24 protein-coding genes and 1 pseudogene are annotated in these 19,365 nt (G+C 67.0%); 11 read left to right on the forward strand and 14 right to left on the reverse strand.

The features are described from left to right. Positions 1 to 273 precede the first annotated feature (273 nt). On the forward strand, positions 274 to 1,479 hold the full coding sequence (locus OHA88_RS04905; protein WP_425898662.1) for an IS110 family transposase: 1,206 nt from the start codon (positions 274 to 276) through the stop codon (positions 1,477 to 1,479). A gap of 165 nt (positions 1,480 to 1,644) precedes the next feature. On the opposite strand, the gene OHA88_RS04910 is transcribed toward OHA88_RS04905, so the two are convergent. After that, positions 1,645 to 2,640: an iron-containing redox enzyme family protein gene (locus OHA88_RS04910; RefSeq protein ID WP_328624381.1), complete on the reverse strand. Its 996-nt coding sequence runs from the start codon at positions 2,638 to 2,640 to the stop codon at positions 1,645 to 1,647. After that, positions 2,627 to 2,957, reverse strand: a pseudogene (locus OHA88_RS04915) (VOC family protein). The gene OHA88_RS04910 and the pseudogene OHA88_RS04915 overlap by 14 nt, the downstream one beginning before the upstream one ends. Positions 2,958 to 3,522: 565 nt before the next feature. Between OHA88_RS04915 and OHA88_RS04920 the strand changes: the two are divergent. Both OHA88_RS04920 and OHA88_RS04925 read left to right on the forward strand, forming a co-directional pair. Next, the gene (locus OHA88_RS04920; protein WP_328624382.1) at positions 3,523 to 4,806 is read left to right on the forward strand and encodes a histone protein; all 1,284 of its coding nucleotides are present in this window, start codon (positions 3,523 to 3,525) and stop codon (positions 4,804 to 4,806) included. Between the two features lie 6 nt (positions 4,807 to 4,812). Continuing rightward, the gene (locus OHA88_RS04925; RefSeq protein ID WP_328624383.1) at positions 4,813 to 5,733 is read left to right on the forward strand and encodes an SRPBCC family protein; all 921 of its coding nucleotides are present in this window, start codon (positions 4,813 to 4,815) and stop codon (positions 5,731 to 5,733) included. Between the two features lie 259 nt (positions 5,734 to 5,992). On the opposite strand, the gene OHA88_RS04930 is transcribed toward OHA88_RS04925, so the two are convergent. The 9 genes from OHA88_RS04930 to OHA88_RS04970 form a co-directional block, all read right to left on the reverse strand. Further along, on the reverse strand, positions 5,993 to 6,187 hold the full coding sequence (locus tag OHA88_RS04930) for a CsbD family protein (RefSeq protein ID WP_328624384.1): 195 nt from the start codon (positions 6,185 to 6,187) through the stop codon (positions 5,993 to 5,995). Next, entirely contained in the window at positions 6,184 to 6,588 is a 405-nt protein-coding gene (locus OHA88_RS04935) for a gas vesicle protein K (RefSeq protein ID WP_328624385.1), read from the reverse strand. Before OHA88_RS04935 ends, OHA88_RS04930 begins: the two co-directional genes overlap by 4 nt. After that, positions 6,578 to 6,826, reverse strand: a complete 249-nt coding sequence (locus OHA88_RS04940; protein WP_326624442.1) for a gas vesicle protein — start codon at positions 6,824 to 6,826, stop codon at positions 6,578 to 6,580. The genes OHA88_RS04935 and OHA88_RS04940 overlap by 11 nt, the downstream gene beginning before the upstream one ends. Continuing rightward, a complete protein-coding gene (locus tag OHA88_RS04945; RefSeq protein WP_328624386.1) occupies positions 6,823 to 7,638 on the reverse strand; it encodes a GvpL/GvpF family gas vesicle protein in 816 nt (271 codons plus the stop codon). Before OHA88_RS04945 ends, OHA88_RS04940 begins: the two co-directional genes overlap by 4 nt. After that, on the reverse strand, positions 7,635 to 8,057 hold the full coding sequence (locus OHA88_RS04950) for a gas vesicle protein (RefSeq protein ID WP_328629594.1): 423 nt from the start codon (positions 8,055 to 8,057) through the stop codon (positions 7,635 to 7,637). Before OHA88_RS04950 ends, OHA88_RS04945 begins: the two co-directional genes overlap by 4 nt. Positions 8,058 to 8,163: 106 nt before the next feature. Continuing rightward, complete coding sequence (locus OHA88_RS04955) at positions 8,164 to 8,415, reverse strand: gas vesicle protein GvpG (RefSeq protein ID WP_328624387.1); 252 nt, start codon at positions 8,413 to 8,415, stop codon at positions 8,164 to 8,166. 9 nt (positions 8,416 to 8,424) lie between these two features. Further along, positions 8,425 to 9,138 (reverse strand): GvpL/GvpF family gas vesicle protein, encoded by a 714-nt coding sequence (locus OHA88_RS04960; protein WP_328624388.1) that lies wholly within the window; start codon positions 9,136 to 9,138, stop codon positions 8,425 to 8,427. A 3-nt stretch (positions 9,139 to 9,141) separates the two neighbouring features. Further along, positions 9,142 to 9,597 (reverse strand): gas vesicle structural protein GvpA, encoded by a 456-nt coding sequence (locus OHA88_RS04965; RefSeq protein ID WP_328624389.1) that lies wholly within the window; start codon positions 9,595 to 9,597, stop codon positions 9,142 to 9,144. Between the two features lie 72 nt (positions 9,598 to 9,669). Continuing rightward, a complete protein-coding gene (locus OHA88_RS04970; protein ID WP_328624390.1) occupies positions 9,670 to 10,071 on the reverse strand; it encodes a gas vesicle protein GvpO in 402 nt (133 codons plus the stop codon). A gap of 542 nt (positions 10,072 to 10,613) precedes the next feature. Here OHA88_RS04970 and OHA88_RS04975 point away from each other — a divergent pair. Next, complete coding sequence (locus OHA88_RS04975) at positions 10,614 to 10,769, forward strand: DUF6131 family protein (protein WP_267009420.1); 156 nt, start codon at positions 10,614 to 10,616, stop codon at positions 10,767 to 10,769. Positions 10,770 to 10,854: 85 nt separating this feature from the next. Here the strand turns inward: OHA88_RS04975 and OHA88_RS04980 are convergent, their stop codons facing one another. Continuing rightward, a complete protein-coding gene (locus OHA88_RS04980; protein ID WP_328624391.1) occupies positions 10,855 to 11,430 on the reverse strand; it encodes a type 1 glutamine amidotransferase domain-containing protein in 576 nt (191 codons plus the stop codon). 553 nt (positions 11,431 to 11,983) lie between these two features. Between OHA88_RS04980 and OHA88_RS04985 the strand changes: the two genes are divergently transcribed. Then, on the forward strand, positions 11,984 to 12,205 hold the full coding sequence (locus OHA88_RS04985) for a sigma factor-like helix-turn-helix DNA-binding protein (RefSeq protein WP_328624392.1): 222 nt from the start codon (positions 11,984 to 11,986) through the stop codon (positions 12,203 to 12,205). Between the two features lie 117 nt (positions 12,206 to 12,322). Here OHA88_RS04985 and OHA88_RS04990 read toward each other — a convergent pair whose 3' ends face one another. Further along, positions 12,323 to 13,216, reverse strand: a complete 894-nt coding sequence (locus OHA88_RS04990; RefSeq protein ID WP_328624393.1) for a helix-turn-helix transcriptional regulator — start codon at positions 13,214 to 13,216, stop codon at positions 12,323 to 12,325. A gap of 223 nt (positions 13,217 to 13,439) precedes the next feature. On the opposite strand from OHA88_RS04990, the gene OHA88_RS04995 reads away from it, so the two are divergent. From OHA88_RS04995 to OHA88_RS05005, 3 genes are read left to right on the forward strand one after another with little or no spacing between them, the layout of a single operon-like run. Next, on the forward strand, positions 13,440 to 13,763 hold the full coding sequence (locus tag OHA88_RS04995) for a carboxymuconolactone decarboxylase family protein (RefSeq protein WP_326607954.1): 324 nt from the start codon (positions 13,440 to 13,442) through the stop codon (positions 13,761 to 13,763). 32 nt (positions 13,764 to 13,795) lie between these two features. Then, positions 13,796 to 14,197: a (R)-mandelonitrile lyase gene (locus OHA88_RS05000; protein ID WP_328624394.1), complete on the forward strand. Its 402-nt coding sequence runs from the start codon at positions 13,796 to 13,798 to the stop codon at positions 14,195 to 14,197. A gap of 33 nt (positions 14,198 to 14,230) precedes the next feature. Continuing rightward, on the forward strand, positions 14,231 to 15,253 hold the full coding sequence (locus OHA88_RS05005; protein ID WP_328624395.1) for a zinc-dependent alcohol dehydrogenase family protein: 1,023 nt from the start codon (positions 14,231 to 14,233) through the stop codon (positions 15,251 to 15,253). A 39-nt stretch (positions 15,254 to 15,292) separates the two neighbouring features. Here the strand turns inward: OHA88_RS05005 and OHA88_RS05010 are convergent, their stop codons facing one another. After that, positions 15,293 to 16,192 carry a helix-turn-helix domain-containing protein gene (locus OHA88_RS05010; RefSeq protein WP_328624396.1) on the reverse strand — a complete coding sequence of 300 codons (900 nt, stop codon included), beginning with the start codon at positions 16,190 to 16,192 and terminating at the stop codon, positions 15,293 to 15,295. A gap of 387 nt (positions 16,193 to 16,579) precedes the next feature. Here OHA88_RS05010 and OHA88_RS05015 point away from each other — a divergent pair, with 387 nt between their 5' ends. From OHA88_RS05015 to OHA88_RS05025, 3 genes are all read left to right on the forward strand, one after another. Continuing rightward, positions 16,580 to 17,245, forward strand: coding sequence for an SDR family NAD(P)-dependent oxidoreductase (locus OHA88_RS05015; RefSeq protein ID WP_328624397.1), 666 nt, complete (start codon positions 16,580 to 16,582; stop codon positions 17,243 to 17,245). A gap of 535 nt (positions 17,246 to 17,780) precedes the next feature. After that, positions 17,781 to 17,990, forward strand: a complete 210-nt coding sequence (locus OHA88_RS05020) for a ferredoxin (RefSeq protein WP_267009416.1) — start codon at positions 17,781 to 17,783, stop codon at positions 17,988 to 17,990. Continuing rightward, on the forward strand, positions 17,980 to 19,353 hold the full coding sequence (locus OHA88_RS05025) for an NAD(P)/FAD-dependent oxidoreductase (protein ID WP_328624398.1): 1,374 nt from the start codon (positions 17,980 to 17,982) through the stop codon (positions 19,351 to 19,353). The genes OHA88_RS05020 and OHA88_RS05025 overlap by 11 nt, the downstream gene beginning before the upstream one ends. Positions 19,354 to 19,365: the final 12 nt, after the last annotated feature.

Here is a 19,365-nt window from a genome sequence, read left to right on the forward strand (position 1 = left end):
AGCACTGGGCGCGCCCGCGTGGCCAGAGCGGTCGCCTCAAAGTCCTTACGTTGTTGGTGGGTTGATTCCGGTCACTCGTAGGATCGGGAGGCCCATGGGCACTGGGTGTGGCTGTCAAGTTCATGCCGCAGGAGTGGCTTCTACTGATTGGCCGCCCGGTGCCCTGCGACAACTCGGCCACTGATTGGGATGCGCGCGACAAGATCGCTTGGTAAGGACACGCTGGCGAGGTCGTCTGCTGGGACAAGTACTGGGACGACTTCGGAGGTGACCATGCCCGAACTGTGGGCCGGTACGGATGCGGGCAAAGCCGAGCATCACTGCGTGGTGATCGACTCCGACGGTCAGCGGAAGCTGTCGCGACGGGTGGCCAACGACGAGAGCACACTGCTGAATCTGATTGGCGATGTCCTCGCTCTGAGCGAAGACGAGCCGGTGACCTGGGCGATTGATCTCAACGCTAGTGGTGCCGCGCTGATGATCGCGCTGCTGACCGGCAACGGGCAACAGGTCCTCTATATCCCCGGTCGCACCGTCCATCACGCCTCCGGCTCTTACCGGGGCGATGGGAAGACCGACGCGAAAGACGCCTTCGTCATCGCCGACCAGGCCCGGATGCGCCGCGACCTCCAACCGATGCGCCACGGCGACGACATTGCCCTTGACCTGCGGATTCTCACTTCGCGGCGGCTGGACCTGGCTGCGGACCGGACCCGGGGCATCAACCGGCTGCGGGCCCAGATGCTGGAGTACTTCCCCGCTCTGGAGCGGGCCTTCGACTACAGCACTTCGAAGGCTTCCCTGGTGCTGCTGACCGGCTACCAGAGCCCAGCCGCCCTCCGGCGGATCGGCAAGAACCGCCTCGCCGAGTGGCTGAAGAACCGCAAGGTCCGCAACTACAAACTCGTCGCGGCCACCGGCGTCGAAGCCGCTGAGGCCCAGCACACTGCCGTCGCCGGGGAGAAGCTGGCCGCCACCATGGTTGCCAAGCTCGCGAGGGAAGTGATGGCCCTCGATGAGGAGATCGCCGAAACCGACGTCCTGATCGAGGGCCGGTTTCGTGAGCACCCGCATGCCGAGGTCATCCTGAGCATGCCCGGCATAGGGCCCGTTCTGGCCGCGGAGTTCATCGCCCACACCGGCGGAGACATGAGTGTCTTCGGCAGCCCTGACCGCCTCGCTGGCGTCGCCGGCCTGGCCCCGGTTCCCAGGGACTCTGGACGGATCAGCGGCAATATGCGCCGCCCACGGCGCTACTGCCGGCGCCTGCTGCGGGTCTTCTACATGTCCGCGCAGGTCGCTGCCCGCTGTTGCCCTACCTCGAAGGCGTTCTACGACCGCAAGAGAGCCGAAGGCAAGAACCACAGGCAAGCAGTCATCGCCCTCGCGCGGCGTCGATTGAACGTTCTCTGGGCCCCCATACGCGACGGCCGAGTCTTCGAGATCACCGCTCCGCCCAACCCTGCCGTCCTCGGATGAATCGCTCACAGCGCGTCACCGGACGAGATTGACAACTTCATTGGGAATCAGTAGGGGGTCAAGACCAGCTGTGTGACGCGTTGCCGGCGTAGAAGCTGAGCGGCAGATCGTCGGCAACCCTTTGCCGCCACCGCCCGATCTTTGGGACACGTAACCCCGGACGGTTTACTCTCCGCCAGTGTCGAGGAGCGGCACGCGGAGTGAGGACACGCCGTCCCGCCAGGCGCCGAGCAACTGCTCCCCGAACCGGTCTTCCAACCATCCGGTGGCCGCGATGCCGAACGCGACATCTGGTGCCAGATCCGGCTCCACCTGGAGCAGACCGGCGACGACCTCATGCCGCACGAGTTGCTCATGCACGGCGTCGGCCTCGACATGCTCCGTATAGAAGTGGACCGCCGCAGGCCCGGCGCCGGCTCGCTTCAATGCTTCCGCGAGGCGCTTCGACCCCGGGGAGGAGGTGATCTCCACTGAGGCGAAGTGACCGACCAGCGCACCACGGTGTGAGCGGTGGAGCCCGAAGAGCGACATGAGGTTGACGGTCGCGAGCATCTGCCGCGATCCGGCGTCGAGGTAGCGCCCGTACGAGGTGTCCAGGTGGAGGTCTGCCATCAGATCCGCGAACAACTTCGAGTGGATCCGTTCCGCCCGTCCCGCTCCGAATTCGTCGTACTCCACACCCACCATTCCCGCCTTCGCCCGACCCGTCAGGCGCGGAATCACCCACACGTGCGGATCAGCCTCCTTCAGGTGGTACAGCGAGCGTTGGACGGCATACTCGCGCAGATGCCACAGCTCGCCCTCATCCCGCAGGAAGTACGACACGCCTTCGGCGTCCACCGGCTCCAGAAGGGCTTCGTCCAGTGCGCTGCCGACATCCTCGGCAACCGGCACGTCAGCGCGCAGAGCCGCCAGAAAGCCCCGCTCCAGCGCGGCACGCACCCTGAGCAGGTCCGGATCCCACTCCCACATGCCGTCCACCCCGTCGAAGCCGCGGTAGTGCAACTCGTAACAGAGATACAGGGCCAGCTGAAGATCGTCGCCGTACGGATCGGCGCCCCCCACCAGGGACGGCTCCGGCAGCACGTGCCGACCCGGTTCCCCGCCGAGTGCCTCGATCAAGGCGGCAGACACCTCACCTCGTGCTTCAGGCAGCTTCATGGTGCTCCCTTCCTCGACCCGGCGGTTCGTTCCGTAGGGACACCGCGAATGAGAAGGAGTGCCCGGTGAGGTCGGCGTGGAAGCGCACGTCGCATGGCCCACGGCAGTCCTTGGTGTCTATCGGCACAACGCCGAGGCTCACCGCTTCGCGTGTCCAGGCGGATCGCCACGTGTACGCCGTTGTGGCCGACGAGTTCCACAAAATCAGGATCGCTCACGACCTGAATTTCCGCATCGAGGAGTGAGGCGCAGAACTCCGCCAGAGCTTCCGGCTCCGCACAGTCCAGAACGAGGACACTTGCCTTTGCAACTGTCATGTGATTCGGGTACCCGCCGACACTCAGAACACACGGGCGACGGTCAGTGTATACAGGGATGGGATTCCATCATCGAAAACCGTCTTTATTGGGCCTTTCACAGGCACCGCGTCGGCCTTCGTCAGCGTGGCGCGGGTCTGTTCACCGATTCGGTCGGCACGGATGATCACCAATTCTTTCTCACTCCGCGCAGAAACGCCGGGGTTCAGGCGTTCCCGGGGCGGCGCATAGCGCTGCACAGCACGTCAGGCGCCAGCAGTAGCACGCACCGCCTTGCCTCGGCGGCCAGAGGCTCCGCGGCCGTGACCCATATGGCGGGCCGGACAGACACCAATCCCTCGTGGCGCCACCCACGGCTACGGCACGGCTCGCGGCCCGCCCAGACGTCCCGTCACACAGCGGGATCAGCCTGTTTTGCCGCGGGGCTAAAGGAGTCTCATGACCCGCTCGGGATGCGCGGGTCATGGCACCCATCAACTCTGGATATGGCGGAGCAATGCCGCTGAGTGGCGGCCCCCTGCGCAGACGCCGATCGGCTGCCTGCCCATGAAAAGGTGACGCACCCATGAATGACGCAAACAAGATCTTGCTCGCCGCAGCCCTGGCCGGCGGCTATGTGCTGGGCCGTACGAAGAAGGGCCGGTTCGTTCTTACGGCGGCGTCCTATATTGCCGGGCGTCAATTCGGTCTTGAACCGCGACAGCTCGTGGTTCAAGGGATCCGCAAGCTCGGAGAGATCCCGCAGGTTGCGGACCTGGGTGAGCAGCTGCGCGGGGAGGTCATGAACGCGGGCCGGGAGGCGGTCACCGCCGCTGCCAACCGTCGGCTGACGACGCTCGCCGATTCGCTCCGGGAACGTACCCTCCAGCTCGAAAGCGGCGGGGAAGAACCGGAAGAGGAGGAGGGCGAGGAGGAGTACGCCCGCGGCGAGGGCGAGGAGCCGGAAGAGGAATACGAGGAAGAGGAACCCGAAGAAGAGGAGGAGGAAGAGCCCGAAGAGGAACACGAGGAGGGCGAGTACGAGGAGGAAGAGGAACCCGAAGAGGAGCCCGAAGAGGAAGAAGGCGAGGAAGAAGAGCCGGAGGAAGAGCCGGAGGAGCCCGAGGAGGAGCAAGAGGAGGAGCCCGAGGAGGAAGAAGAAGAGGAAGAAGAAGAGGAGGAGCCGGAAGAAGAGCCCGAAGAGCGGCCACGCCGACGCACTCCCCGCGCTGCTACGAAGCCGCGTATGCCCAGCAAGTCAGCCGCTGGCCGGCGTGACAAGACAAAGCGGGCGGCCCTCGCGAAGAGGGGTGCGGAGAAGCCGGCAGCCGAGAAGGCCACCGCGAAGAAGGCCGCGCCCACCAAGAAGGCAGCCGCCAAGAAATCAGCCCCTGCTAAGAAGGCCGCGCCCACCAAGAAGACCGCCGCCAAGAAATCAGCCCCTGCTAAGAAGGCCGCGCCCACCAAGAAGCCAGCGCCTGCCAAGAAGGCCACCGCGAAGAAGGCCGCGCCCACCAAGAAGACCGCCGCCAAGAAACCAGCCCCTGCTAAGAAGACCACCGCCAAGAAGGCGGCCCCCGCTAAGAAGACCACCGCGGAGAAGTCAACTCCCGCTAAAAAGACCCCCGCCAGGAAGGCGCCTGCGAAGAAGGCCGCCGCGAAGAAGACAGCAACCAAGAAAACCGCGCCGAAGAAGGCCGCCGCGAAGAGGCCAGGGAAGAAGACCACCGCCAAACCTGCGAAGAAGACTTCCGTCAAGAAGGCGCCTGCGAAGAAGACTGCGGCACGGAAGAAGGCCGCTCCCGCTGCGAAGAAGACCGCCAGGAAGAGCGCCAAGAAGACATCATCGCGCGTTGAGCGCCGGAGGTAGCCGGTCATGGCAAAAACGGAACAGGACAACGCGGACTCGGGACTCGACCGGCTGCGTGAAGAACTCACGGACTATCTGACGGCGTGGGTGGGGGATCTGGCCGAGCGGGCCGGCGACAAGCTGATCGATGTGACGGACCAACTCACCGACGTCGCCGAGAACGGCGGATCACTCTCCAAGGTCGGAGCCTCCCTCCTCGGAGGTGACTCCCCCGTCAAGGCAGCGCTCTCCGGGACGGCGAAGCACGCCAAGGATAGTGTCCTGGGGAAGGCCAAGGAAGCTTTCGGCGGCGGACATGGACGCAAATCAGGCGACAAGAAGGTCACCAACATCATCGAGGTCATCGATGTCGGGGTGCCATTGCGTACTGCCTACGACCACTGGACGCAGTACGAGAAGTTCAGCAGCTTCACCAAGGGCGTACGGGATGTCTCGCGGACCGACGAGACGACCAGTGACTGGAAGGTCAAAGTTGGTCCGTCGACACGGGGTTGGAAAGCGACCGTCCAGGAGCAGCTGCCCGACGAACGCATCGTCTGGACGTCGGAAGGCGCCAAGGGATCGACCCGTGGTGCGGTCAGTTTCCATGAACTGGCACCCGGACTGACCCGCATTGTTCTGGTCGTCGAGTACTACGCCTCCGGGCTCTTCGAAAAGACCGGAAATCTGTGGCGCGCTCAGGGACGGCGACTGCGGCTGGACCTCAAACACTTCCAGCGCCACGTCACCCTCACCGACGAAGAGCCGGAGGGCTGGCGCGGCGAAATCCGCGACGGCGAGGTCGTACGGACTCACGAAGACGCGCTTGAGGACGAAGAAGCCGAGGGCTACGACAGCGAAGAGGACGAGGAGGACGAGGAGGACGAGGAAGAGGAAGAGGGCGACGAGGATGAGGACTGGGAAGAGGACGACGAAGAGGAGGAGTGAGCTGAGTGAGGCCCCCGGCAAGCCGCACAGGCATGGCGACGTCCTGCCCGAGACGTGCAGCCGCCGAAGTGGGGCGGAGCCGCCGCCCGGCGGTCGGCTGCGGCGCAGTGCGCCGCTCTTCGAAGAAGCCGGCCCGTGGGCGGCGGGCCGGAGCGACGACGCGCATTCCCGAGTAGGTGTTGCGCTGGACGTCGCCAACCGACCCGCCCGTTGCTCAGAGTGCGGCGGGACCACGGCCGTCAGAGCTTGAGGGTCTCCGTCAGTGCTTGAAGGTGTCCCTGCCCTTCTCCACTGCGTGCTGCATTTTTCCCTTGATCTTTTCGACCTTTCCCTTTTTCTCCATACTCTTGTTTCCCATGGCCCTCCCGGCCACTTCTTTGGTCTTTCCCTCGATTATTTTGCCGATGTTTCTGGTCTTCTTGCCGATATCCATGTCGTGCTCCTTCAGGGTCATTCGGTGGGTGGTAGCAGAGTTCCGAGAGGCCCGAGATTCAGATTGAGGTCTTGCATGGAAAGGTCGTATCGAGCGCAGAGTTCAATCATGCGATCGTGCAGAATCATCAGCGTTTCTCCCAGGCGCTCCTCCTGCTCCTCGGTGAGACCTCCGGCGTCCACCCGCTGCAGGGCCTGGCGTTCCATGAGCTGTCGCAGCAGCTCGACGATGGTGAGGACGAGCTTCATCAGATCGCGTTCCACCGTGTCGGGGTCGGTGGTGATCCGCTGAGCCGGCCTGCGGTCTGCGCCACCACAGGTCATGACATCCTGCGGCGGCGCGGGCAGCAGGCGGAAGGCGCGGGCGGCGGCGGCGGCGACTTCGTCGAAGCGGTTTCCGGGCGGGTGGTCCTCACCTGTCATCGTTGTCTCCTGCGGGTGCTGAAATGGCCTGCCACGGGGATGGATTCTGCTCGCTGATGGAGACGATCAGCGCGCGCAGCGATATCCGTACGAGGTCGATATCGGCGATGGAGAGCACAATGTCACCAGTGAGGACCACGCCTCCGCTGAGTAGTCGGTCCAGCAGGTCGATCAGCGCGATCTGCCGATCCGCCAGCGGTTCCTCCGATATGGCCTGCGGCCTGCCCGGCGCCTTCACGGGACGACCCTCTTCATCGGCTCGACATCGGTCGGCGTAGCGAAGGAGTAGGGCGCCCAGGGCCCGGTGACTTCGACGCGCACCCCTGGAAATCCTTCCGCAGCGTGCAGGATGTCGGCGCGGAAGGATTCGCCATGCTGCAGCGGTACGAGGTACGCGTCGTTGATGACGTTCTCTCCCGGCTCACGGGCGAGTTCGCCTTGCTGCGGCCGGTGCTGAACCCGGTCGACTGCATAGACACGGGCTGCGGATTCGATCCGCTCAGCCGCCTGTGAGGCGCTGCAATAGACGTCTTCGCGGGCGTGTCGTTGTGCTCTGCGGTGGCTGAGGTAGGCCCGCCCCGGGCTCAGGCCCGCTTCCGTGGGTGGGTCTGCCGGACTCGCGGCCGCCTCGGGCGCTTCGACATAGAGCTTGACGCCCCACTCCACCTGCGCGGCCAGGGCGGTCAGTCGGCCGGCAAATGCCTCGCGGCGGGCCTGGAGCATGCGTCGCACCCGCTCGTCGTCGAGGTAAACCGTCGCCAGACGAAGTGGCAGGACGGTGGTGCGAGCAGCCAATGCCTCAATCACACGGTTATGGGCTCGGGCGACGGACTCCAGCCAGTCCAGGTCCTCGAGATGCGCGCGCAGCGCGGCCTCCTGGAAGTCCTGCTCAGGCACCGCGCTCACGGCAATTACCACATCGTCACCTTGTTCTACGCGCACCAGATGCACGGGCGCGTCCGCCACCCCAGGAAGCCCCGACAGAGCCTCCTCCAGTGATCGGTCAGCATCCCGCGCGACGGCGTACGCATAGGTGATGGCGTCGGTCATGGCGCGTCCCGCCTATCGCTGCGGGCTCTGGGCGCTGCACGTTTGGTACGTGAAGTGCGGCGCGGGGCTGCAGAGCCACTCTCCTCGCCCTCGGCCGGTGGCAACTCACCGCCCTCGCGCATCGCCTCAATCTCGGCACGCAGCCTCTTGTTCTCCTCGGCGAGTGAGCTGTAACCGTCGTTGGCGCGTGAGGACAGCGAAGGATCATGCTCCCACCAGTCGATGCCCATCTCCTTCGCTTTGTCCACCGACGCGATCAGCAGGCGCAGCTTGATGGTGAGAAGTTCGATATCCAGCAGGTTGATCTGGATATCGCCCGCGATGACGATGCCCTTGTCCAGGACCCGCTCCAGGATGTCGGCGAGATTGGCCGAGGACCCCTGACCGTAGGGGGTGGCTCTGGACGGGAAGTCGCCCATCCTCCTGGCGACGGGTTCGTTCACGGCGCTGCACCTCTATCCCCGGTGTCCCTGCGTTGCGACGGGAGCGCGTAGCAGCGCTCCGGCTCCGCGGCAGCTGCCGCGATCAGGTATCGGTGCCCTGGACATGGGCCCTGATCTCGTCCAGCCGGTCCAGCAGCTCGTCCTCGCGCCGGTCGAAGGTTTCCTCGTCGATGTCTCCCGCCAGCAGCGCCCGCTCGAGCTCGGCGAGTTCCCGCTCGACGGGGGCTGGGTCGTAGTACTCGTTCTCCGCGGTCTCGACGACACGCTCCATGACCCAGGCCACGCCGCGCACCGGCGCCAGTGGGAGGGTGGCGAGTTGAGTGAACAGCCCCATGAGAACTCCCTAGACGAAACTGTATGCGGGCAACGGGCCGAGGAGCCTGAGGTCGAAGTCCTCCCCCAGCTCCTTGGCGAGACCCTGCTCCTCGCTGAGGAAACTCTGCTCCTTGTCCCGCTCCACCAGAAAGGACACGTTCAGGAAGTCGTTCCCCGTCGGCGGCGACGAGCGTTCCTCCCGCGCGAACCCCCGCAGGGCATCGAGGACTCCAGCGGCGAGTCTGTCCTGCCGCTCCTGCACTTCCTGGGAGACCAGCTCGCCGAGGGCGAACGACAGGTCCGGGCTGCTGTTGCCGCTTCTGATCTCCTCGTTGAGCCCGCGCGCCTCGTCGGACTCCAAAAGGATCTGCCGCAGCAGGGCATCCTCGTCCTGGGCAGCCTTCAGGTGGTATTCCACGCAGCCCTCCAGCGCCTGCAACCGCTCGGCGAACTCGTCCTTGCGCTCCTCCAGCACCGCTCGTACGGCGTCGTCGTCCAGAGTGGTGAAGCCGAACTGCAACGGTAGAACCGTGCCGTCGGCCATCAGCCGTTCCTGCACGGCCTGATGTGCGGCGAGGTCCCTGCGTTTGGGCCGTAGGTTCTCGGGGGCGTCGCTGACGACCGCCGCCAGCTTGTCGGTCTTCACGGTGCGAAGGCTCGTGGGTGGATTCCCTACCCCGTCGAGGTCGTCCAGGCGCTGCGGATGGGTGGCCGCGACAATGGAGTAGACGTATACGGCCATGACTCACTCCTCACGGCGTCGGGCGGCTGGCCGACGCCTCGGCCGCTCCCGCCTCTCCTCGGGCTCCTTGCGCCTCTCTTCGGACTCCTCGTCGTCATGTCCCCCCTTGAGCGCGTCGGTCACCGCTTCTGCGGCCCCGCTCAGGGCTCCCTTGGCCTTGCCGTGCGCCCCGCCTTCGGTCACTTCACCTACCAGGTCGGTCAGCTGGGCGGGCGCCTTGCGGCCCGACTCCAGGTCGAGGCGGTTACAGGCCTCCGCGAAGCGCAGGTAGGTGTCGACGCTCGCTACGACGATGCGGGCGTCGATCTTGAGGATCTCGATGCCCACCAGTGACACACGCACAAAGACGTCGATGACCAGTCCGCGGTCCAGAATCAATTCGAGGATGTCGTAGAGGTTCCCGGATCCTCCGCCGCCGCCCCTGGAAATGGTTCCTCCACCTTGCGGCACCACAGTCATGGTGCCTCCTTTCACGGCTCACTCCTGGCGTGGCCGGTTCCGTTCGTGCGGTGTTGCGTGGCATCCGGGGCCTCAGCCGCGTGGGTCGATCTGCCCTCGGGTGTAGCGGCGGATGCGCTCGTACGCCATCAGTTCACCCTCCTTGTCCAGCGTCACTCGATAGCTCGCCATCACGCTGGTGGTCCCGGGAACACGTTCCAGCTCCAGAACCTCCACGTTCGCCTGCCAGCCTTCTTCCGTCGGCTTCAAGGCGGAGACGGACTCAGGTGCTCGGCCCAGAAGCTCCTGGAGCTGCTCAGCCGCGTACCGCATAGCCCGCGGAGCCGAAAGCCGCCGGGCCGTGCGCTTCGGTTCGTCTTCGCTCGTTCGGCTGCTCGCCCGTCCGGTGCTGGTTTTCCGGGCGCTTTTCTTGGCGGGCGTCTTGCTGGACGAGCGCCGGACGCGCTCTGTCTCGTCCTCTTCGCCTGCGGCCATGTTCCCTCTCCGGAATCGGAGACGACGACTCGCTACCGCGCCACATTCACAAGGCGCCATTTCATGATAGACAGCCCCCGTTAACCGTATCTCGGGCTGTCCGGTACGGCCTGGGGGCCGCCATCACTGCACGCAACGGCTGGTGGCCACGCTGTGCAGTGTTGTGCCTGCCAGGGCCCCCCATCGTCGGTTCGAGGAATTCCGGTGTCTGGTCACTTCTGCTCGCAATGGTGCGCGTCGTCGACGGGCGGCGCTGATCATGCCCAAGGCAAGGAGCGGCCCCATCGTCACCTGCGCGGAGCCTCGCGATGGACACCACGTCCACCGAGGTTCGGCCCACGTCGTCTCCGCCGGAGACTCTGGTGGCTGCAGGCAGTAGACCAAGGGTGGGGCGGGCAGACGAACCCGGGAGCCCGTCTCCGAGCGGCCACCGTCGGGCAACAGGTCATGTGAGGCCAGGGCTGTCTTTCCCGAGCAGTTGCCCGTGCGGCCCGCGGGGATCAGAGTGAGAAGGGAACGCATATGCGAGAACGGAGCACGCTGTGATTGTTCTCGGAGTCATCTTGCTTGTCATCGGGTTCCTGTTCGGCATCTCCATCCTGTGGACAATCGGGATTATCCTCGCCGTGATCGGGGTTGTCCTTTGGATCCTTGGAGCGATGGGACACGCGGTCGCCGGTCGAAGGCACTATTGGTAGACCGAACAGTTCCGCACCACGATCCCTGGGCCCTCGGCGGCGCCGGTTTCGGAGCTGAGCCGCGCAGCGGCACGACCAGTAGTGGTCAGTGAGCGTTTACGTTTACGGCGAGCGCTGCATCGATCTCGCGGAGGAAGGACTCCAGATCACCTGGGTTGCGCGAGGTGATGAGGGGCCAGCCGCGGGAGTCATCCTTGATGACGGGCTCGTCAGCCCATTCACCACCGGCATTGCGGATGTCTGTCTTCAGTGACGGGTAGGAGGTAAGTTTTTTACCTTCGAGCACACCCGCTTCGACCAGGGCCCAGGGGCCGTGGCAGATGGCTGCTACGGGACGACCGGTCGACGTGAAGGAGCGGACGACCTCCATCGCCGCCTCCTGCCGACGCAACCTATCGGCGTTCAACGTGCCACCGGGCACGAGGAGTAGGTCGTAATCGGCCGGGTCGACCTCGCCCAGAGTAAGTTCGGGCCGAACGGTTTCCCCGGGAGACTTGTCGCCGACGAGGGTCTGAATGTCTCCCGCCGACACGGCAGCAACATCCACATCGGCGCCCCAGCCCCGCAGGTGTTCGAGAGGCACCAGAAGTTCGTCCTGCTCGACACCGTAGTTCGTGACGATCGCCAGCACCTTCCGGATGCTCACGTCGTTGTCAGACATTTCCAGATCCTTTCGGGCTAGGACGGTCCAGCAGGAGTCATGAGCCGCCAAGGGATCCCCGCTCTGCGCAGCCACGCGGCTCTGTCGGGCCTCCGATCGGCGGGATCGAACGGAACCAGCGGCGGGCGGAGCGGCCGCCTCCGCTGCCCTGCCGACGTCCGGTAGGGGAAGTAGACGTTCCAGCGGGGACTCGTCCGCTCTCCGCCCAACGCCGTACCGGCCAGTGCGATCCGGGCGGCCACGCTGCCGGCATCCTGGAGCGCGAGGCCACCGCGCTCGTACCGAACCTCGCAGCAGCCGGGCCGAGCGCAAGCCCACTCGAGTATCCCGCCGTAGCCGGCCAGTCCCGTTACCTCTGCCAGCGGCTTTTCCGGCCGGGGCCGACTGGGCATGGAAACCATGGCTCTACCTTGCGAGGTGGACACAGCCCCTTCGTAAGGGTGCACGTCTGGCGTTCCGGGGGCGAGCGCACAGCGGGCGTGAAAGGCGGGAAGCCCCTGCATTTGTCTCCGAACAGGCGCCGCCCCGGAGAATGGGGCTACTTTCGGACACCATGGGCGATGTCGACCCGTCGCTGGACCTGTTCGAAGACCTGCACACGCTCGGCCCCCTGCTGCAGGAGCTCGACGACCGGGAACGAACCATCGAAATGCGCTTCGACCAGGAGATGCCCCAGGCCGAGATCGGCCGCGCATCAGGCCTGTCCCAAATGCACATCTCCCGCCTGCTCACCCGCACCCTCACCAAGTTCCGCGCCGGTCTCCTCCCCGCATGAACACCGCTGACGCATCAGGCCCATCCGCAGTATCAAAGGACGACCGGTCGTGAGCGATGGGCATGATCCAGCTCCACCACTCGGCCTCGCCGGTAGCGAATGAGCCCGTGCCGGCGGTCAGAGCTGCTGTTCTTCGGTCCGCGTCGTGGTGGCCGTAAGGGTGTCCTCGGTTGCGGCCCAGGCGGCCAGCAGCCGGAGCGCATCGTGGGCCGGGGTGTGAGGCTCGGCGCTGTAGGCGGTCAGGGTGAGGCCGGGCTGCGCGGGTAGTTCCATGGCGTCGAAGTCGAGGGCGACCTCACCGATCTCGGGGTGACGGAAGACTTTGCGGCCGGTGTGGTGCAGACGCACATTGTGTTTCGCCCAGGCTGTACGGAACTCCTCGCTGCGGGTGACGAGTTCGCCGATGAGCCCGGTCAGGTCACTGTCGTGGGGTGTGCGGCCGGCTTCGGTGCGCAGCAGGGACACCGTGGTGTTCAGGGAGATGTCCCAGTCGGGGAAGAAGTCGCGGCCGCCGGGGTGCAGGAACTGGTAGCGGGCAATGTTGACCGGGCGCGGGACGTCATCCGCGAACAGTGGTGCGTACAGGGCGCGGCCGAGGCGGTTGGTGGCGAGGATGTCGAGGCGGCCGTTGCGGATGAAGGCCGGGCTGTCGCTCATGGAGTCCAGAACGCGGAGGACGCTGGCGGGGATGGGGCCGCGGGTTCGTTTGGTCCGCCGAGGGGCTCGCGAGCCGGCGGCGCGGGCCAGGTCGCGCAGGTGGGCGCGTTCGGCTTCGTCGAGCTGGAGGGCACCCGCGAGGGCCTCGAGTACTTCGTCGGATGCTCCGGCGAGGTGGCCGCGTTCGAGGCGGGCGTAGTAGTCGATGCTGACGCCTGCGAGCAGGGCGACTTCCTCGCGGCGCAGCCCGGGCACGCGCCGGTTGCTGCCGTAGGCGGGCAGTCCGGCCTGCTGCGGGGTGATCTTCGCGCGTCGCGAGGCGAGGAATTCACGGATGTCGCTCTTGGTGTCCACCCAGCCAGGCTAGGACGCCAGGCGCGGGGGTGGGGGGTTCTGTCAGTACCTGTAACACCGGTACCTTCCGCGCACGTGTGACCTGCAGTTTCATCGATTGTGTCGCTGTTGCGGCCCCCGGCGGGCGCCGCGAAGCAGGCCCTGCGTGCTGCCGGGGCGGGCCTCTCCCCCACAGAGGGGTTATGCCCGGTTCCAAAACTTTTACGAAGTGAGGTGTCGCCCCATGGCGAAGCAGTCCGCGCCGAAGGAGCTGGCGGAGATCGCGCCGAAGCTCGTGGAGGTCACCGACAGAGTCCTGTTCGGTGACGTGTGGGAGCGGCCCGAGCTCTCGCCCCGGGACCGAAGCCTGGTCACGGTCAGTGTGCTGGCGGCGCTGTACCGCACCGAGCAGCTCGGCTACCACCTGGGCAAGGCGCTGGAGAACGGGCTGAGTGTCGAGGAGCTCTCCGAGGCGATCACGCACCTCGCCTTCTACGCCGGGTGGCCCAACGCCATGACCGCGATGAACCAGCTGAAGAAGATCGCCGACGAGCAGGCCGCTGCCTGACCCGCGGCCTGTCACAAGGAGCATCACCAACCATGGAATTGTTGAAGAAGCAGCCGACGATGAAGCTGCCCGCCGAGTGGTTCACCGGCGACGCGTGGGCCGATGTGATCTACCGTGGCGAGGAGCCATCCCGGGCCCGCGCGAACGCGGTGCGCTTCGCGCCCGGCGCCCGGACCGCCTGGCACAGCCACGGCCTGGGCCAGACCCTCTACATCGTCGAGGGCATCGCCCTGGTCCAGTCCCGCGGCGGCGAGATCCTCGAAGCCCGCCCGGGTGACGTGATCTGGACGCCGCCGGGCGAGGAGCACTGGCACGGTGCCGCCCCGGACCACTTCATGACGCACATCGCGCTGTGGGAGACCGACGAGGTCGACTGGCTCGAGCACGTCAATGACGACCAGTACGGCGGCCCGCGCACCAGCACCCTCCGCTGACCCGAACCCGAACCAGAAGTAAGGAACGTCATTATGCGCGGAGCTGTTCTCTACGCTCCCGGGGACGTGCGCTTCGAGGAGCGCGACGACCCGAAGATCATCAATCCGACCGACGCGATCATCCGCACCGCCGCGACCTGTGTGTGCGGCTCGGACCTGTGGGACTACCGCGGCATCAACCCGGTCGACCAGCCCGCACCGTTCGGCCACGAGTACGTCGGCGTCGTCGAGGAGGTCGGCAGCGACGTCCACACGATCAAGCCGGGCCAGTTCGTCATCGGCTCGTTCTTCGCATCCGACAACACCTGCGCCAACTGCAAGAACGGCTACCAGACCAACTGCCTGCACCGCGAGTTCGTCGGCGCCGAGGGCTGCCAGGCCGAAAAGATCCGGATTCCGCTGGCCGACGGCACCCTGGTCGCCACCCCCGAACAGCCCGCCGAAGAGCACATCGCCGGTCTGCTGGCCTGCTCCGACGTCATGGGCACCGGCTGGTATGCGGCCGTCGCCGCCGAAGTGAAGCCCGGAGACACGGTCGCGGTGGTCGGCGACGGCGCGGTCGGCCTGTGCGCGGTCATCGCCGCCAAGGAACTGGGCGCCGGCCGCATCATCGCCATGTCCCGGCACGAGCCCCGGCAGAAGCTGGCCCGCGAGTTCGGTGCCACCGACATCGTCGCCCAGCGCGGCGACGACGGCATCGTCCGCATCAAGGAGCTGACCGGCGGCATCGGCGCCGACCGAGTGCTGGAGTGCGTGGGCACCGCACAGTCCATGCAGCAGGCGCTGCGCTCGACGCGGCCCGGTGGCAACGTCGGCTTCGTCGGCGTTCCCCACGGTGTGGCGATCGATGGCGAAGAGCTGTTCTACTCCCACGTCGGCCTGCGGGGCGGCCCGGCACCCGTCCGCGAATTCCTGCCGGACCTCATCGACCGGGTGCTCTCCGGCCGCATCAACCCTGGCAAGGTCTTCGACCTGGTACTGCCGCTCGAGGAGGTCGCCGAGGGCTACAGGGCGATGGACGAGCGCCGCGCCATCAAGACGCTCCTCAAGCCCTGACCCACAGCCGGCCGGCCCTGCTCGGCCTGGCCCTGATGCTCAGGGCCGGGCCGCACCAGCCGTCGGCACGTCGGGGCCGGGAGCGTGCGCGGCGGACCAGTCGGCCAGGCGGCGCACCTGGTGCGCCGCTGTCGTTCCCGGCTCCGGTGTCAGCACGGTGAGCAGCAGGTCCGGGTGGGCGGGCAGGATGAGCGTCTCGAACGGCAGGTCCAGGTCCCCTACGACGGGGTGGTGGAAGTGTTTGGTTCCGTTCCAGTGCAGGGTCACCTCGTGCTGGGCCCACATCCGCTTGAACTCAGGACTACCGTCCTGCAGCTCCATGATGAGTTCGGAGAGTTGTTCGTCGTCGGGTGCCTGGCCGGTGCCCATGCGCAGCAGGGCAGCCGTGTTGTGGATGGAGACATCCCAGTCGGCGAAGAAGGCGCGTGCGGCCGGGTCGAGGAACTTGAAGCGGGCGATGTTGACCGGCCTGTCCAGGTCCGGGGCGTCGAACAGTGGCGCGTACAGGGCGTAGCCGAGCCGGTTGGCCGCCACCAAGTCCAGGCGCCGGTTCCACACGAAGGCCGGGGTGTCACTGATCGCGTCCAGGACGCGGAGCACACCCGCGCGCAGCGGACGCTCCTCGCGCGCTTCGCGCCGCTGTCCCCGGTTGGCGTTGGCCGCCAGGTCACGCAGGTGCGCGCGCTCGGCCTCGTCCAGCTGGAGGGCGTCGGCCAGCGCGTGCAGCACGCTGTCGGAGACTCCGCGCAGGTGGCCTCGTTCCAGGCGGACGTAGTAGTCGACGCTGACTCCGGCGAGCAGGGCAACCTCCTCGCGGCGCAGCCCGGGCACGCGTCGGTTGCCGCCGTAGGCGGGCAGGCCCGCCTGCTGCGGGGTGATCCTCGCGCGGCGGCCGGCCAGGAAATCCCTGACGTCCCTGGTGTTGTCCTTGCTGTCCACAAGATCAGGCTAAACGCCGGGCACGACGGCTGGCGGTTCCACGAGTACCTGCAACAACCTTCGCGGCCTGTCTGGTGCAGGGGCCGGTGCCGCGGCGGTGATGCCGGCAGGCGCAGACGCCGACATCACCGCGCCCAGCCAACCCGCTCAGACCACGGCCGCCGGCGCAACCCAGAAGAAAACCCACGGATGACCACCTGGACACCGGACGAACTGTCCCGTATCGCGAGCGCGGACGAACTGAAGCAAGTACGCGCGCTACAGCGCCTACATCCCGCCCGTGGTCGCGGACACCGCCCGTGCCGCCACCCTCCGTCTCACCCCCGCCTGACACCCCGCACCGCCGCCTGCTCACCGCACCAGCGACCCCGTCGCGAGGAAGACACCATGGCCACTGTCGCCATCATCGGCGCAGGCCCCGGCCTGGGCCTGGCCACCGCTCGCCGGTTCGGGCGCGAAGGCCACGACATCGCCCTGATCGCCCGCACCCCCCAGCACCTCGACGACCTCACCGCGCTCCTGGTCAAGGACGGCGTCCGCGCCCAGGGTTTCGCCGCCGACGTCAGCGACCCGGATTCCTTGCAGGCCGCTCTGGACGCTGCCGCCACCCTGCTCGGCCCGATCGAGGTCTTGCAGTACAGCCCGGTCCCCCACCGCGACTTCATGAAACCGGTGCTGGACACCAGCTCCGAGGACCTGGCCGCCCCGCTCGCGTTCTCGGTGCACGGCCCCGCAACGGCCGTACAACAGGTCCTGCCCGGAATGCGTCAACTGGGCCGGGGCACCGTCGTGTTCGTCAACGGCGGCACCGCGGTACGTCCGCACCCCGACCGCGCCGGCACCTCCGTCGCGTTCGCCGCCGAAAGCGCCTATGGCCAACTGCTGCACGACACGCTGCAAGCGGAGAACATCCACGTCGCCCAGCTGATCATCCACGGCGCCATCACGCCCGGGGACCCGCGCAAGGACCCCGACGTGCTGGCCGACACCCTGTGGCAACTGCACACCAGCCGCGGCCCCTACCGCACGTTCGCCGAACCTCTGGACGCCTGACCACCCCCCTCCTTGCCGCACCCCGATCCGAAGGACACACCCCAGCCATGCCCACGCCCCCAGGGCGTCATGACTCGCTCGCTGCCCGTGCTGTTCGCCCTCACCGGTGGCCTTGCGGACCGGTCGCCCAGTGGGCCGGTTGGCGGGTCCTCTTCCTGATACCTGATGGCGGCGCGGGCGGCATGGGCCATCGCGGTGCGGATGCGGACGGTGGCTGACTGGCGGGCACCGGGCAACTGCACCGCCGCTTGACACAGAGAGGGGCGGTTACATGAACTTCGTGCCCCAGACGTTCACCGAGGGGCACCCACGCCACTGGTCCAACGGGTCAAGCATTTTCCCGACCTGCTGAGGGCCGGTGGGTTTCCGCCGGCGCTGAGCCCACGCCTTGCGGACCGCCTCTGCCACCCTTTGCGGGAACCGCGCACGAGTCGCGATGTGGGCACCCGGTGCGACACGGGCGTGAAGAGCGCCTGGTGCGTTACCGGCGTAGAAAGGGAAGGGGACGCCGGGACGACTCAGGGAGTGACCAGCCATGCAGATCGTTGTGGACCTCACGCGCTGCCAGGGCTATGCGCAGTGCGTGTTCCTCGCGCCGGACGTATTCGAGCTGCACGGTGAAGAGGGGTTGTTGTACGCCACAGCCGTCCCGGACGACCAGGTCGAGCGCGTGCGCCAGGCCGCGGCGGCGTGCCCGGTTCAGGCCATCCTCGCCGGCGAAGGGGTGAGCGCCGGTGCCCGGTGATCTGCAGGACGGCCGCATCGTCATCGTCGGCGCGTCGCTGGCCGGATTGAGGGCCGCGGAGACGCTGCGCGAGGAGGGCTTCACCGGCTCACTCACCGTGGTGGGGGATGAACCCCATCCGCCCTACGACCGCCCACCACTGTCCAAGCAGGTACTGCTCGGCAAGGCGTCGGCGGACACCACGGCGCTGCCGATGCGCCGGGACACGGACGCGGACTGGCGGCTGGGAGTAGCCGCCACCGGCCTGGACCCTTTGGAGAAGCGGGTGATGCTGGCCGACGGCGAGTCGCTGCCGTTCGACCGGCTGCTGATCGCCACCGGGACCCGGGCGCGCCCCTGGCCCAATCCGGAGGAGGCCTCCCTGGACGGGGTGTTCACCCTGCGCACCAGTGACGAGGCCGGGGGGCTGGCCGAGCGGCTGGCCGCCGGACCGGGGCGGGTGCTGGTGATCGGCGCCGGCTTCACCGGTTCGGAGATCGCCTCTGCCTGCCGGGAGCGGGGTATCGAGGTCACGGTCGCAGAACGCGGCCCCGCACCGCTGGTGGGCGCGCTCGGCGGCACCCTTTCGAAACTTGCGGCCGTCATGCACCGCAACCACGGCGTGGACCTGCGCTGCGGGGTGACAGTCACCACCCTGCGCGGGGACGGGAACGGCCGGTTCACCGGTGCGGACCTGTCCGACGGCAGCCGTGTCGACGCGGACGTGTGCGTCGTGGCGTTGGGGGCGGTCCGCAACGTCGAGTGGCTGGCGGAGTCCGGGCTGGCAGCGGGTCCGCGCGGAGTCGCCTGCGACGCCGGGTGCCGGGCCTTCAACATGTACGGGATCGTCACCGACGACGTCTTCGTGGCCGGCGATGTCTCCCGGTTCCCGCACCCTCTGTTCGGGTACCAGATGCTCTCACTGGAACACTGGGGCAACGCGGTCGCTCAGGCCGAAGTGGCGGCCCACAACATGGTCAGTCCAGGGCCCCTGCGGCGCCCGCACCTCGCCGTCCCGACGTTCTGGTCGACCCAGTTCGGGCTCAACATCAAGTCGGTGGGCGTGCCCACCTATTCCGACCACGTGGTCATCGCCCAAGGTTCTCTGGAGGCGCGCCGCCTGGCCGTGGTCTACGGCTTCCAAGGACGGGTCACCGCTGCCGTCACCGTCGACATGGCCAAGTCGCTCGACTACTACAAGCACCTGATCGAGACGGCTGCCCCGTTCCCGCCCCCGCTGGGCTCGGCGGACCGTGCGATCGCTGCCGACATCACGATTCCGTCCGACGTGCCGGACCCGAGCGGGCTGTCCCACGGCCCCACTGTGGCGCTCACCGGTCACCTGCCCGATCGCCGACTGACGGTGGTACAGCCCACCGGCTGACCCACGTCCCGC

It is taken from the genome of Streptomyces sp. NBC_00353 (assembly GCF_036108815.1).
Taxonomy (GTDB): Bacteria; Actinomycetota; Actinomycetes; order Streptomycetales; family Streptomycetaceae; genus Streptomyces.